Origin of the sequence: Pseudomonas sp. CBS (assembly GCF_024734645.1) — a bacterium.
In the GTDB taxonomy this organism is placed as follows: Bacteria; Pseudomonadota; Gammaproteobacteria; order Pseudomonadales; family Pseudomonadaceae; genus Aquipseudomonas.
In genome coordinates, this window is the sequence record NZ_CP102929.1 from 6,834,252 (window position 1) to 6,848,315 (window position 14,064).

The 14,064-nt window shown below is 64.2% G+C and carries 16 protein-coding genes; 12 read left to right on the forward strand and 4 right to left on the reverse strand.

Features of this window, described 5'->3' with window-relative positions:
• Positions 1 to 483: 483 nt before the first annotated feature.
• From NVB75_RS31260 to gspD, 12 genes are all read left to right on the forward strand, one after another.
• Positions 484 to 711, forward strand: coding sequence for a hypothetical protein (locus tag NVB75_RS31260; protein WP_017478963.1), 228 nt, complete (start codon positions 484 to 486; stop codon positions 709 to 711).
• 95 nt (positions 712 to 806) lie between these two features.
• Positions 807 to 2,531, forward strand: a complete 1,725-nt coding sequence (gene gspE / locus NVB75_RS31265) for a type II secretion system ATPase GspE (protein WP_258348808.1) — start codon at positions 807 to 809, stop codon at positions 2,529 to 2,531.
• On the forward strand, positions 2,528 to 3,730 hold the full coding sequence (gene gspF, locus NVB75_RS31270) for a type II secretion system inner membrane protein GspF (protein ID WP_258344812.1): 1,203 nt from the start codon (positions 2,528 to 2,530) through the stop codon (positions 3,728 to 3,730). Before gspE ends, gspF begins: the two co-directional genes overlap by 4 nt.
• 20 nt (positions 3,731 to 3,750) lie before the next feature.
• A complete protein-coding gene (gspG, locus tag NVB75_RS31275) occupies positions 3,751 to 4,176 on the forward strand; it encodes a type II secretion system major pseudopilin GspG (protein WP_017478966.1) in 426 nt (141 codons plus the stop codon).
• Entirely contained in the window at positions 4,176 to 4,607 is a 432-nt protein-coding gene (locus NVB75_RS31280) for a GspH/FimT family pseudopilin (protein WP_258344813.1), read from the forward strand. Before gspG ends, NVB75_RS31280 begins: the two co-directional genes overlap by 1 nt.
• A complete protein-coding gene (locus NVB75_RS31285) occupies positions 4,604 to 4,972 on the forward strand; it encodes a prepilin-type N-terminal cleavage/methylation domain-containing protein (protein ID WP_258344814.1) in 369 nt (122 codons plus the stop codon). Before NVB75_RS31280 ends, NVB75_RS31285 begins: the two co-directional genes overlap by 4 nt.
• Positions 4,969 to 5,586 carry a prepilin-type N-terminal cleavage/methylation domain-containing protein gene (locus NVB75_RS31290; protein ID WP_258344815.1) on the forward strand — a complete coding sequence of 206 codons (618 nt, stop codon included), beginning with the start codon at positions 4,969 to 4,971 and terminating at the stop codon, positions 5,584 to 5,586. Before NVB75_RS31285 ends, NVB75_RS31290 begins: the two co-directional genes overlap by 4 nt.
• Positions 5,583 to 6,305: a general secretion pathway protein GspK gene (locus tag NVB75_RS31295; RefSeq protein WP_214499039.1), complete on the forward strand. Its 723-nt coding sequence runs from the start codon at positions 5,583 to 5,585 to the stop codon at positions 6,303 to 6,305. The genes NVB75_RS31290 and NVB75_RS31295 overlap by 4 nt, the downstream gene beginning before the upstream one ends.
• A complete protein-coding gene (locus tag NVB75_RS31300; RefSeq protein ID WP_177027103.1) occupies positions 6,302 to 7,342 on the forward strand; it encodes a PilN domain-containing protein in 1,041 nt (346 codons plus the stop codon). The genes NVB75_RS31295 and NVB75_RS31300 overlap by 4 nt, the downstream gene beginning before the upstream one ends.
• Complete coding sequence (gene gspM, locus NVB75_RS31305) at positions 7,317 to 7,928, forward strand: type II secretion system protein GspM (RefSeq protein ID WP_258344817.1); 612 nt, start codon at positions 7,317 to 7,319, stop codon at positions 7,926 to 7,928. The genes NVB75_RS31300 and gspM overlap by 26 nt, the downstream gene beginning before the upstream one ends.
• Positions 7,925 to 8,449, forward strand: a complete 525-nt coding sequence (locus tag NVB75_RS31310) for a DUF2531 family protein (RefSeq protein ID WP_258344818.1) — start codon at positions 7,925 to 7,927, stop codon at positions 8,447 to 8,449. Before gspM ends, NVB75_RS31310 begins: the two co-directional genes overlap by 4 nt.
• Positions 8,446 to 10,659 carry a type II secretion system secretin GspD gene (gene gspD / locus NVB75_RS31315; RefSeq protein WP_258344819.1) on the forward strand — a complete coding sequence of 738 codons (2,214 nt, stop codon included), beginning with the start codon at positions 8,446 to 8,448 and terminating at the stop codon, positions 10,657 to 10,659. The genes NVB75_RS31310 and gspD overlap by 4 nt, the downstream gene beginning before the upstream one ends.
• 6 nt (positions 10,660 to 10,665) lie before the next feature.
• Here gspD and NVB75_RS31320 read toward each other — a convergent pair whose 3' ends face one another.
• The 4 genes from NVB75_RS31320 to NVB75_RS31335 all read right to left on the reverse strand — a co-directional run bounded on the left by NVB75_RS31320 (position 10,666) and on the right by NVB75_RS31335 (position 14,009).
• Complete coding sequence (locus NVB75_RS31320; protein WP_258344820.1) at positions 10,666 to 11,241, reverse strand: HD family hydrolase; 576 nt, start codon at positions 11,239 to 11,241, stop codon at positions 10,666 to 10,668.
• 87 nt (positions 11,242 to 11,328) lie between these two features.
• The gene (locus tag NVB75_RS31325) at positions 11,329 to 11,886 is read right to left on the reverse strand and encodes a helix-turn-helix transcriptional regulator (RefSeq protein WP_258344821.1); all 558 of its coding nucleotides are present in this window, start codon (positions 11,884 to 11,886) and stop codon (positions 11,329 to 11,331) included.
• Positions 11,887 to 11,983: 97 nt separating this feature from the next.
• A complete protein-coding gene (locus tag NVB75_RS31330) occupies positions 11,984 to 12,646 on the reverse strand; it encodes an RraA family protein (protein WP_258344822.1) in 663 nt (220 codons plus the stop codon).
• Positions 12,647 to 12,671: 25 nt separating this feature from the next.
• Positions 12,672 to 14,009 carry an MFS transporter gene (locus NVB75_RS31335; protein WP_256576936.1) on the reverse strand — a complete coding sequence of 446 codons (1,338 nt, stop codon included), beginning with the start codon at positions 14,007 to 14,009 and terminating at the stop codon, positions 12,672 to 12,674.
• Between the last annotated feature and the right edge of the window lie 55 nt (positions 14,010 to 14,064).

Below are 14,064 nucleotides of genomic sequence, written 5' to 3' on the forward strand. Positions count from 1 at the left end.
AAAGCTGGGCGGCGAGAAGTGCGTTTCGTTGTGCACGCTCGTCACTTTTTTACGGGCAATAGTTCACCTTTGTCGCAACTTTTGGCCGATGGCTAATTGCGATTACTGGGCGGATTCCGCTGTTTTAAAAGTGTAATAGTGGAACTAATTATTCTTGTGCGTAGTGTCTAGGCGATATCATGAGATGGCATTTTGAACCGCAAAAACGCCGTAATTAAGTCAATTCTTGCTATTAAATGTCAAACGAAAGCTAATTTTTGCGTCAAATAAGAAATATTTTCTTACGTCTTTGAACTAAGGCTAAACCTACCAGTCGATTGGTTTAAGAAAATATGCACGGTCATGGCTAACTAGTGGCGTTCGCCAGTAGTTCTAAATGGCCATGGTTTGAATGGGCTGTAATGCAAAGTGCTTTGGTGTAGGGTCTTGACCTTGTCAGGACAGCACCTGGGCGATTGATTGTTTTTAATCTGGAGAAAGTTGATGAAGATTTCCCTGTTGAGTGCCGGTGTTGTACTGGGCGTTGCACTAAGTGGTGCGGCCATGGCCGTCGAGTCGACGGACGCCGACGCCAAGTCCGGCGCCGCCGATTCCACCGTGATCACCCAGGCCCACGACGCCAAGGCGGCGAAGAAGCAGAAGGCCGAGACCACCAAGGGCGGCCGCCCGCTGGGCAACAGCCAGGCGACTGCACCAAAAACCTCCAACTAAGGGGGGATGCACCTGTTCCTGGGCGCCTCACCTCGCGGGCGCCACGGAACAGGTTTTTTAACTAGCCCCTCAGATTTGTGCCGATGCCCCAGCCCATGTTGTCCACGCCCATCGATGCTTGCCGAATGCAGATTCCGGATACCGAACAGGTGTGCGCGTGGCTGATGCAACAGGCCGGTTTGAAAACCGTCGACCTGGAACGCGCCCGGCGGTTGTCCCTGGAGTCCGACGACAACGGATTGCTCGGCCTGCTGACGCGCCTGGGACTGGTTTCCGAAGTGGAACTGGCGCGGGCCTGGGCCGATTTGCTCGGCGCACCGTTGCTGCTGGCGGACGCCGCACCGCCCGTGCTCGACCCACTGCCGGTGCTGACCGAACGCTTCATGCGCCATTACCAGGTGGTGCCGGTGGGCTGGAGCCACGGCGGGGTGCGAGTGCTGGCGGCCAACCCGGCGTTGCTGTATCCGTTCCAGGCCCTGGCGTATGCGTGCGGCGTGCCGGTGTGGTTGGCGGTCGGGCCGCGCAACGAAGTCGAAACCCTGATCGAGCGCTACTACGGCCAGGGCCGTTCGGCCATGGGCACCCTGATCGAAAACCTCGATGAACAAGGCGGCGCCCTGGAAGACATCGAACACCTCAAGGACATGGCCTCCGAGGCACCGGTGATTCGCCTGGTCAACCTGATCCTGCAGCGGGCTGTGGAGCACCGTGCTTCGGACATCCATATTGAACCCTTCGAAAACCAGCTCAAGGTGCGCTACCGCATCGACGGTGTGCTGCATGAAGCCGAAGCGCCGCCGTCGAGTTCTTCGGCGGCGGTGATTTCCCGGGTCAAGATCATGGCGCGCCTCGACATTGCCGAGCGCCGCCTGCCGCAGGACGGTCGGATCATGTTGCGCATTCAGGGCAAGGAACTGGACCTGCGGGTGTCCACGGTGCCCACCAGTTTTGGTGAGTCGGTGGTGATGCGCCTGCTGGACCGCCAGACCGTGCAGTTCGATTTCCAGAGCCTGGGTTTCGACGGCCAGCGCCTGGAAACCTTTCTTGAAGTGCTCGAGCGACCCCACGGCATCCTGCTGGTCACCGGCCCCACCGGCTCGGGTAAAACCACCACGCTCTATACCGCGCTTTCGCGGCTCAATACCGCCGAGCGCAAGATCATCACCGTCGAAGACCCAGTGGAATACCAACTGGAAGGCATCAACCAGATCCAGGTCAAACCGGCCATCGGGCTGGACTTCGCCGGCGCGCTGCGCTCCATCGTGCGCCAGGACCCGGACGTGATCATGATCGGTGAGATCCGCGACCTCGAAACCTGCCGCATCGCCATCCAGTCCTCCCTGACCGGCCACCTGGTGCTCTCGACCCTGCACACCAACAGTGCCGCAGCGAGTATCACGCGCCTGCTGGACATGGGGGTGGAGAGCTACCTGATCGCCTCGACCGTCAATGGCATCCTCGCCCAGCGCCTGGTGCGCCGCCTCGACCCGGCGACCCGTGAGGCGTTCGAAGCGCCGCCGGAGTTGATCGAGGAACACGGCCTCGACCGCTTCACCGACCAGCGCCCGATCCTGCTCTACCGGCCTCGCGCCAACGCCCCCGGCGGCGGTTACCACGGCCGCAGTGCAATCACCGAATTGCTGGTGATGAATGACGAACTGCGCAGCTTGTTGATGCGCCAGGCCGACGCCGCGACCCTTGAACAAGCCGCCCGCCGTGGTGGCTTGCGCACTCTGCATGAAGAAGGCCTGCGCCAGGCGGTGGCCGGTGTCACGTCCCTTGAAGAAGTGCTGCGCGTCACCCGTGGAGAGGGCGCGTGAGCCTGTTCAAATACCGCGCCCTGGACAGCCAGGGCGTCGTGCAGAACGGCACCCTCGAGGCCAGGGACCAGGCCGCCGCCGTCGCCGCGCTGCACAAGCGTGGCCTGCTGCTGTTGCACATCGATGCCGCCGGTGCCCAAGGGCTGCGCAATGCCCTCGGGCGCGGCCAGTTGAATGGCGCGGCGCTGGTCAGCTTTACCCAGCAACTGGCCACGCTGCTGGGAGCCGGCCAACCGCTGGAACGCTCCCTGGGCATCCTGCTCAAGCAACCCGGCCAACCGCAGACCCGTGCGCTGATCGAGCGTATTCGCGAGCACGTCAAGGCGGGCAAGCCATTGTCGGCAGCGCTGGAAGAGGAGGGCAGCCAGTTTTCGCCGCTGTACCTCAGCATGGTGCGTGCCGGTGAGGCGGGCGGCGCGCTGGAGAACACCCTGCGCCAACTCAGCGACTACCTGGAACGCAGCCAGTTGTTAAGAGGCGAGGTGATCAACGCGTTGATCTATCCCGCCTTCCTGGTGGTGGGCGTGCTCGGCTCCCTGGCGCTGTTGCTGGCGTACGTGGTGCCGCAGTTCGTGCCGATCTTCAACGATCTGGGTGTGCCGATCCCGTTGATCACCGAAGTGATTCTGGGCCTTGGCCAGTTCCTCGGTGCCTATGGCCTGGCGGTGCTCGCCGGGTTGATCGTGACGGTCTGGGCCCTGGCGGCACGCCTGCGCAACCCACGACACCGCGAACAGTACGACCGGCGTGTGCTGGGTATCCGCGTTATCGGCCCGCTGTTGCAGCGGGTCGAAGCCGCGCGCCTGGCCCGCACCCTCGGCACCTTGCTGAGCAACGGCGTGGCGCTGCTGCAAGCGCTGGTGATCGCCCGCCAGGTCTGCACCAACCGCGCCTTGCAGGCACAAGTGGCCCAGGCCGCCGAGTCGGTGAAAGGCGGCGGCACCCTGGCCAGTGCGTTTGGCAGCCAGCCGCTGCTGCCGGACCTGGCCCTGCAAATGATTGAAGTCGGCGAACAGGCCGGTGAACTGGACAGCATGCTGCTCAAGGTCGCCGACGTGTTCGACGTCGAAGCCAAGCGCGGCATCGACCGCCTGCTCGCCGCCCTGGTGCCGTCCCTGACCGTGGTCATGGCGGTGCTGGTGGCGGTGATCATGCTGGCGATCATGCTGCCGCTGATGAGCCTGACCAGCAACCTATGAAAACCCGAGGAAGCAAGCCGATGCGCCATACCCGTTTCAAACCCGCCCGCCGCCAAGGCGGTTTCACCTTGCTGGAAATGCTCGCGGTGATCGTGTTGCTGGGCATCGTCGCCACTATCGTGGTGCGCCAGGTAGGTGGCAACGTCGACAAGGGCAAATACGGCGCCGGCAAGGCGCAACTGGCCAGTCTGAGCATGAAGATCGAGAGCTACGGCCTGGACGTCGGCTCGCCCCCCAAGAGCCTCCAGCAATTGGTCGACAAGCCTGGCAACACCGCCGGCTGGGCCGGGCCTTACGCCAAGCCCTCAGACCTCAAGGACCCGTTCGGCCATGCCTTCGGCTATCGCTTCCCCGGTGAACATGGTGCCTTCGACCTGATCTTCTACGGTCAGGACGGCCAGCCCGGCGGCGAAGGCTACAGCGCCGACCTGGGCAACTGGGAATAATGCCGGCCCTCCAACGCGGCTTTACCCTGCTGGAGATGCTGGTGGTGATCGTGTTGATCAGCATCGCGGCCGGGTTGGTGGGATTTGGCCTGCAACAAGGCCTGCGGGTTGCCAAGGAGCGCCAGGTGGTCGGGCAGATGGTGGATGCCCTGCGCAGTACCCGGGCGCGGGCAATTGTCAGCGGCACATCGGCCAAGACCGTCTTCGACTTGGATCGGCTGAGCTTTCAGGCGCCGGGGCAACCCATCAAGCACTGGCCGGCCGACCTGCATGTGACCCTGCACACCGCCGAGCACGCCGGCGCTGCGGTGGAGTTTTACCCCGACGGCAGCTCCACCGGCGGCAACCTGTTGTTGGCCAATGGCACGCGGCGCTGGCGCATCGACGTCGGCTGGCTGACCGGCAGCGTGCAGTCCAAGGCATTGCCATGAAGCGTCAGTCGGGTTTCACCTTGCTGGAAATGCTCGCAGCGCTGACCCTCATGGCGATCTGCAGCACGGTGTTGCTGGTCGCGTTCGGCCAAAGCGCGCGCTCGTTGTTGCAGGTGGCCCACAGCGACCGCCTGACCCATACCGCCTTGAGCGTGATGGATCAGGAGGCGTCGGGGCCCCTGGCCAGTGGCGTGCGCCAGGGCGAGCTCGACGGCATTGCCTGGCAACTGCGCGTCGCCCAGCAGCCCACCCGCATCGGTCAGCCACATTTGTTTCGCCTCGATCTCAGCGTCAGCGAAGGCCCGCGCCACGCAAATTTCAGTACCTTGAAACTGCGCGCCAGCCGCGACGGGAGCTTCCAGTGAAGCAGCAGCGGGGCTTCACGTTGCTCGAAATCATGATCGTGCTCAGCCTGCTGGGCGTGTTGTTGACCCTGGTGGGCGGCGCGCTCTTGGGAGCCAATCGTGCAGTACTCAAAGCGCAGCGCTACACCGTCAGCCTGGATGAAAGTCGCGCCGCGCAACAGTTCCTGCGCACGTCCATCAGCGAGGCGCTGCCCCTGGACGTGACCGAGGACGACAGCCAGACCAACGGTTTTTTTGTCGGCGCTCCCCGGCGCCTGCAATTCGTCGCGACCTTGCCGGGCGTGCTCGGTGGCGGCATCCAGCGTTTCACCTTGCAGTTGCGCGAGGGCGAGTTGCAAGTGGCGTTCGCCCGGTTTGAGACCAGCGCCCAAGCCAGCGTGCCGGCTACCCGCAGCGAGCCGCAGGTGTTGTTGAAGAACGTCGACGACCTGCAATTCAGCTATCGCGGCCTGTCGCCCAAGGGTCAGGCCACCGGTTGGATCAGCGACTGGCCGTGGACCAAACGCCTGCCTTATGCGGTACGCATTGCAGCACAGGTCAACGGGCCGGTGCCGTGGGTCACCCAAGTGGTTGCCCTGCGGCTGAACCTCTCCGGCGGAGAATCAGGCGAATGAAGCGTCAGCGCGGCGTTGCGCTGCTGCTGGTGCTGTGGGTGCTGGCGTTGCTCAGCCTGCTGCTGGGCGGCCTGGCCGGGTGGGTACAGCTGGAAAGTCGCCAGGCCCTGTGGCATCGCCAGCATACCCAGGCGTTGCTGGCGGCGGAGGCGGGTGTGGCGTTGGCCATGCAGGCCTTGGCCGACCCGCTGCAACGCAAGCAATGGATCGCCGACGGCCGCGAAATGCCGCTGGTATTTGATGACGCACAGCTCCACGTAAGCCTGCACAGCGAGCGCGGCAAACTGTATTTGAACAGCGCCGAGACGGCCGACTTTGCCCGCCTGGCCCTGGCCTGCGGCGCCACCCAGGCCCAGGCCAGCCGGCTTGCCAGGGACCTGGAAGTGCGGCGCAACGCAGGCCTGGCGCCGTTCCGCGTGGTGGAGGAGGTGCGGCAATTGCCCGGCATGACCCAGGCGCTGTACAGCCGGCTGGCCCCGGAAATCAGTTTGTGGAGTGGCCTCGACCGGCCCGATCCCGCCTTCGCCAGCCCCTTGATGCGCCAGGCGCTGAACCTGCCCCGGCAGAGCGCGGTAGGGGCCGACCCCGGTGACGTGCTGGTGATCGACAGCCGCGCACAACGCCCCGGCGGTTACCACGCCCGGTTACGAACCACGGTTTTATTGAGCCCATCGGAGGGAAGCGCACAACCTTATCGGGTGCTGCGTTGGCAAGAATGAATCCATACTTTTCGGCGCCAGTGGCGCGCCTTCAACAGCTGGCCGAACCGCTCACCCGGCGCTGGCGCGGCAGCCTGCTGCAAGTGGGCTGGCGCCTGTGGCTCAAGGAGCTGCGTGGCTGCCTGCCGGCATGGCTGTCGGTCCGTGACATCCCCGAGCACCGCTACCACTGGCCGTTGACCGAGCCGGTGGCAAAACCTGCCGGCGAAGTGCGCCAGGTGCTGGTGCTCGCGCCCTCGGCGGTGCTGCTGCAAACCCTGCCACTGCCTTTGGCGGCCGCGCGCAACCTGTCGACGGTGGTAGGTTATGAACTGGACCGCTTTACCCCGTTCGAGGCTGAACAGTTGTACTTCGTGGCCCGTCAGGAGCGGCGCAGCGCCACGCATGTGCAAGTGACCCTGGTGGCGATTCTGCGGGAGCGGCTGGATCAAATCCTGGTGGACTGCGCTGCCCTCGGTTTGCAACCCCACGCGGTGGATGTAGAGGGTCCTATGGGCATCGATTTGCTGCCGGCGCCGTTGCGCCCACGCCAACGCCCGGCGGGGAAGGGTTTGCAACGCAGCCTGCCATGGCTGTGCGGTGCCTTGCTGATTGCCGCGATGCTGCTGTGGCTCAACGACCGCCAGCGGGTGCTCGACGTCATGCGGGAGCAGGTGCAGCAGCAAAAAGCCCAGGTCGCCGAGGTCCAGAGCCTGCGCCAGCAATTGCTCAATACCCGTGGCGCTGCGCAGTACCTGATTCGCCGCAAGTCGGCACAACCGCCGTTGGCGGCGTTGCTCAATGAACTGACCGCCTGCCTGCCCGCCGACACCTGGATCGACCAGTTGGAGGTCAACGACGGCGCCGACGTGTCCTTCTCCGGGCAGAGCGCCAAGGCGAGTGCCCTGATCACCCGGATCAAGGCCTGCCACAGCCTGGAAAACCCCCAGTTCGAAGGGGTGATCCAACCCGATGCGCAAACCGGCAAGGATCAGTTTTCCCTGCGCGCCCACTTGCACCAGGAGGCCGCCGATGCGCCGACCACTGACACCCCGTGAGCGTCGCGGCGCCGCCTTGCTGGTCCTGGCGCTGGTGCTGGGCGGCGGTTACTGGCTGCTGATCGACAGCTGGTTCGCCGGGCCGTTGCGCGCCATGGGCGAGCAGGCCGAACAGCTGCGCGAACAACAGCAACGCTATGCGGGCCTGCTGCACCAGGGCGCCGCTCTGCGTGAGCAACTGGAACAAGCCCGCCAGGACCCGGCCAGCAGCACCAGCCTGTTGCCGGGAGATGACCCCAGCGCCGTGGCGGCGGACCTGATGCAGCGCATCGCCGACCTGATCAACAGCCGCGCCGGCCTCGGCGGCGGCTGCAGCCTGACCCAGCGCATCCCCATCACCCCGGAGCAGGACGACACCGAACCCTATCGCCAGGTCAAAGTCAGCCTGACCCTCAACTGCGCCATCGAACCCCTGACTGCGATCCTGCATGAGCTGGAGTACCAGCGACCGTTCCTGTTCGTGGATGAAATGAGCGTCCGTCGCGGGCCGAATGCCCCCGCCAGCGGCGGTGCCGGAAAGCTGGTGGTGCACCTGTTGGTGCGCGGCTATCTGCAACCGGCAGCCGCCACGCAGGCCCGCCGATGATCAATTCATTGCGCCCCCTCGAGTGGGGATTGCTCGGTGTGGCCGGGCTGCTGGGCCTGCTGATGGTGGGCATCTTGAGCAGCATCGGCGATGCGCCGCAGTGGCTGGATGAGCCTGCCTCCGCCGCGCGCGCCAATGCTTCCGCCAAGGTTCGCGTGGCCCCGAGTGCGACCCTGGAAAGCCTCGCCGGCACCTGGCAGGCGCCGCTGTTCAGCCCCGACCGCAGCCCCGATGCCGCCGTGGGGCAGGCCGAGATTTCCAGCCTGTCGAGCCTGAAGCTGACCGGCGTGCTGCTCGATGGCGACCTGCGCGTCGCGTTGCTCAAGCCCGCGGAAGGCCTGCCACTCAAAGTCCATCAAGGCCAGACCCTGCCCAACGGCTGGCGCCTGGAACACCTGACACCGCTGCACGCCCGTTTTGTACTGGAGGGCCGCACGCAAACCCTGAGCCTCAGCGTTCCGCGTTTGCCGCCGCCGTCCACCACACCCCCGATTTCCCTTCCTCACGAGCCCGCCCCTTGATCGATACTTCCCCTCGCGCCTTGCGCACCACCGTGTTTTGCCTGGCCACCACCGTCGCCCTGGGCGGCTGTGGGTCATTCCCCGATCACCTCGACCCGGACGATGCCTTGCTTCACGAGGCGATGCAGGGCACCGGTTCGCAACGGCCGCCCGTGGACCCGGCCAGCGAGTCGCCTGCGGCCGACAGTCGCCAACCCCAGACGCCCACGCCGCCCCAGCGCCAGTTGATTCGCGGTAACCAGCAGTTCGTGCGCCAGCCCGCACCGGCGCCGGCGGTCAAGGATGAAGCCAGTGGCGACATCGTGTTCAACTTCGCCGACCAGCCGATTGAAGCGGTGATCAACAGCGTCATGGGCGACCTGTTGCACGAGAACTACAGCATCGCCCAGGGCGTGAAAGGCAACGTAAGCTTTTCCACCTCAAAGCCGGTGAACAAGAAACAGGCGCTGTCGATCCTTGAAACCCTGCTGTCCTGGACCGACAACGCGATGATCCGCCAGGGCCAGCGCTACGTGATTCTGCCCGCCAACCAGGCGGTGGCGGGCAAGCTGGTGCCGGAAATGAGCGTGTCGCAACCCTCCAGCGGGCTCTCGGCGCGGCTGTTTCCGTTGCGCTATATCTCGGCCACGGAAATGCAGAAACTGCTCAAGCCGTTTGCCCGGGAAAACGCGTTCCTGCTGGTGGACCCGGCGCGCAATGTGTTGAGCCTGGCCGGTACGCCGGATGAGCTGGCCAACTACCAGGACACCATCGACACCTTCGATGTCGACTGGCTCAAGGGCATGTCGGTGGGCGTATTCGGTTTGCAACGGGCTTCGGTCGCGGAGTTGATGCCCGAGCTGCAAAAAATGTTCGGCCCCGACAGCGGCATGCCTTTGGCGGGCATGGTGCGCTTCCTGCCCATTGAGCGGACCAATTCGGTGGTGGCGATCTCGTCCCAGCCGCAGTACCTCAGCGAAGTCGGCGACTGGATTCACACCATCGACGAAGGCGGCGGCAACGAGCCGCAGATGTACGTCTACGACGTGCGCAACATGAAGGCCACGGACCTCGCCAAATACCTGCGGCAGATCTACGGCACCGGCGCGATCAAGGACGACACGCCGGCCAAGGTGGCGCCGGGCCTGCGCACGGCGACCTTGTCGTCACTCAACACCAGCGGCGGCACCTCGGGTGGCCTGAACAACAGCGGCAATAACCCGCCCGTCAGCGACGACGAAGACCAGGCCCCGGCCGCCAGCGAAGACAGTGAAAGCACGGAGCAGGGCGCTGCCGAAGGCACGACCGGCAAAAGCCTCGACGCCGGCACCCGGATCACCGCGCAAAAAAGCAGTAACCAGTTGCTGGTACGCACCCGCCCGGTGCAGTGGAAGGAGATCGAATCGGCGATCAAACGCCTCGACAACCCGCCGCTGCAGGTGCAGATCGAGACGCGCATTCTCGAAGTCAAACTCACCGGCGAACTGGACCTCGGCGTGCAATGGTACTTGGGCCGTCTGGCGGGCAATTCCACCAGCACCACGGTGGCCAATACCCCAGGCAGCCAGGGCGCCCTGGGCGGTGGCGGTGCGGGATTGGGCGCGGATTCGCTGTTCTATTCCTTCGTCAGCTCCAACCTGCAAGTGGCCTTGCACGCCCTGGAAACCAACGGCCGCACCCAGGTGCTGTCGGCGCCGTCGCTGGTGGTGATGAACAACCAGCCGGCGCAGATCCAGGTGGGCGACAACATCCCCATCAGCCAGACCACGGTCAACACCGGCAACGCCGACAGCACCTTGAGCAGCGTCGAATACGTGCAGACCGGGGTGATCCTCGACGTGGTGCCGCGCATCAACCCGGGCGGCCTGGTGTACATGGACATCCAGCAACAGGTCAGCGACGCCGAGAACCAAACCACCAACAGCAGTGACACGCCCAACAACCCGCGCATCTCCACACGTTCGGTGTCCACCCAAGTGGCGGTGCAAAGCGGCCAGACCGTGTTGCTCGGCGGGCTGATCAAGCAGGACAACGCCGAGAGCGTCAGTGCGGTGCCGTACCTGGGGAAAATCCCAGGGCTGCGCTGGTTGTTTGGCAACACCAGCAAGTCCAAGGATCGCACCGAACTGATCGTGCTGATCACACCGAGGGTGATTACCAGCAGCGGCCAGGCACGGCAGGTGACGGATGACTATCGCCAGCAGATGCAGCTGTTGCGCCCGGCGAACTAGTTCGCGCTACCGGTTGGGAGTCTGGATTTTTGCTTCTGTATCCTGGTCGATGATCTCGCGCAGTGTCTGGAAAATCGGCTCGGCGCTGGTGTGTTTCTTGCCATAGGCCAGATTGAAGGCGTAGTCGAAGTCGGGCGGGTTCAGGCCCTGGTTGTGTTGCAGCAGGGTCTCCAGTTTGTCCAGGGCTTTGACTGCCTTGGCCTCGGCGGACCGGGCGTTTTCGTAGTCGTCCCACAGGGCCAGAATCTCGACCCGCAACGGCTCATCCAGTGCTCGGGTCAGCAACAGCAGGTCGTCGTGTTCTTGCTGGCTCTTGTTGGGGAACTGCGCTTGCTGGACCGCCGGGATGTCGCCGTGGAGGGCCTCTCCCAGGTCGTGGATTACGCACATCTTGAGGATTTTCAGCAGGTCGAGGCCGGCCAGTTCATCCCCGAAGGTAATTGCCATCAGGCACAGGCGCCAGCTGTGTTCCGCGGTGCTTTCGGTGCGGCCGGAAGAGGTGTGCGCGCTTCTGAGCACGTCCTTGAGTTTTTCCGCTTCGCGCAGGAAGTCGAGGCGGCCCTTGAGTTTTTCGATGTCCATGAATCTGCCCCGGCAGGGTCGCGGTTAAGGATTCAAGACTAGGCGCGGTGGTGCGAAGCGTCCACGCATAAAATATGCGCCGGGGAGTTAGAGCGTCTCGACCAGCCGCGCGGCGGTGCCATCGCTCAGCGGGATGCGGGTCCAGCGGCACAGGCTCTGGCGGATCGGTACAACCGTGGAGTCGTTGGTGCCGGTGATGAACTCCAGGGCCGGTGGGGCGAGGCTGTCGCGCCAGCCCGAGTCATCCAGCGCGGACTCCATACGCAGGATTTCCGGCGTCACGAAGCGCCACAGTGAATGCCCCAGAAGTTCCGCCAACGGGCTGCTGAACTCGGCGGCACGGGAGGCCGAGCAAGCCAGCAGACGGTGGGTCAGGTCACACACCAGGTGCATCGGGCGCGGGCTTTCCTTGACCAGCCGGGCGAGGGCCTGATCGGCGGCGGCTTCCAGGCGTGCGGCCAGCAACTGTTCAAGTTGTCGGTGCGCCGCAGGCTCCATGGCCTGCACGCCACTTTCCCAGCGGGAAATCGTCGACTGGGTGACGTGGAACAACTCGGCGGCGTGAGTCTGTTTGACGCGGTGCAGCAGACGCCATCGTCTCAGCGCAATGCCGGGCAGGGCAGGCTTGAGCAACAGGTCGGACATTTTTCACATTCCGGGTAAGGCGGTGAGGGCGGGTAGTGTGAGGAATGCAGGGGCCGCTGCGCAAATCTGTTGGATCAGCGGAGCGGCCCGGTGCGTCTCAGCCCTTGCGTTGCAGGGTGTGATAACCCAGCACTGCCCGCGCTTCCCTCAATGATTTGCCTTCATCGAGCAATCCCCGGATACGTGCTTCCACCGCTTCAATCGAGCGTGCACACGCCGCCACTTCATGGGCCCGCTCACGCGGCACGATCACCACGCCGTTGGCGTCGGCGACCACTATGTCCCGGGCGCACACCCGGGCCTGGCCGACGGACACCGGCTGGTTTACCGCTTCCACTTCAACCCGGTCCTTGCCCGTGCGCATGAACCGGCCCTTGGTGAACAGCGGGTAGCTGTCGCCCAGGGCCTTGCTGACGTCGCGGCACACGCCATCAATCACCGTCGCGGCGATCCGCTGGCTGCCGGCGTACTGGGTCATGATGTCGCCCCACACCGTGCAGTCGGTGCGTCCGTCATTGTCGATCACCACCACATCGCCTTCGGCCACGTCATCGATAAAGTCGCCTACGGTGCCCGGCGGGGTGCTGACGCTGACGTAGCGCACGGTAAAGGCCGGGCCGACCACCACCTGGCGATAGTTGTCCAGGGGCATGATTCCCAGGCACTGGCCGGGCAAGCCGAGTTTGTCCAGGGCATCGGACACGCCCGGGGTGTCCAGGCCTGCAAACAGGGCAACCAATTCTTGGTCTTGGGGCGACATGGGTAACTCCTCGTGGGGTGACAAATCAGGTCGGTTGGCTGGAGGCCGGGCGGGGCTCGGCAATGGTCAGCAAAATGATGAAGCTGATGAACGAGCCGATCGCCAGCCAGGCGAACACGTAGTTCCAGCCGTAGTTGTCCAGCAGCAGGCCGGTGATGAAGGGCGTGGCGGCGGCGCCCAACTGGCCGATCATGTTCACAATGGCGTTGGAGATCGGGAAGGTCTTCTTGGTGGTCAGGCCCATCGGGTAGACCATGTAGGACGAGAAGCCGAGGCTCAGCACCACGCCGGTCAGCATCAGCAACAAGCCGTAGGGCAGGGGCTCGGCCGGTGAGTTGATCAGCAGGTACATCATCAGCGAGGTGCCGACCGCCGACAGCAACATGCCCGGCTTGCGGCGCCCGCCCATCAGGCGGTCCGAGCAGAAACCACCCAACAGGTTGCCCAGCACCGCGCCCACCCAGGGCGCTGCCGAGACCAGGCCCATGTTCATGATCGAGAACTGCTTGACGGTCATCAGGTAGGTGGGAATCCACGCCAGCAGCACGCTGGAGACGCCGAGCTGAAAGCAGTAGCTGGTGGCGCAACCCCAGATGTTCCACGACTTGAACACCTGGCGGTTGGTTTCCAGAGGCTTTTCATCGCGGGTGCGGATGACCCGGTCGAGCCTCTCAACCCAGGCCGGCGTTTTGTGCACGCGGGCGGTCTGGCTGATTGCCGTGTCTTCGACTATGTACTGCAGTTCGGCCGGGTTGACGAAGCGGCTGCGGGACGGATGGTCAGTGACCAGGAAGTACCAGACCACCGCCAGCACGATGCCCGGGATCGCAAAGAAGTAGAAAATCTCGCGCCAGCCCCACACCGAAATGATCACGGCGCACAGCGGCGGCACGATCACCGGTCCGAACTTCACGGCCGACAAAAAGATCCCCGACGCGGTGCCTTTTTCCCGTGCCGGAAACCAATTGTTGATGGTGGTGGTCATGCTGATGGGCAGCGGGCCTTCGGCGATGCCCAGGCCCAGGCGATAGAGTTTCAGCGCCAGCAGTGAGCTGGCGGTGCCTACCAGCCCGGTCAGCAACGAGGTCAGCACCATGGCCCCCGGCAGGATCCGGCTGACGCCAAAGCGCCCGAAGGCAAAGCCCGACGGCAGTTGTGCCAGGGCGTAAGCCAGCAGGAACAGACTGACCAGGCCGCCGGCCTGGGCATTGCTCATTTCAAATTCCTGGCGAATAAACGGCAGCGCCACGCCGAGGTTGGCCCGGTCGGCTGCCGCCACGGTGTAGATCAGGAAAATCAGCGCCGCAACCACCCAGCGGTATTGGCTGCGCACAGCGGGTTTTATGACTTCAGGCATAGACATGAGGGCGGACCTTGTTGTTGTGAGTGTTGTCCTGTTCGGCCCCAATCTTAAGAAG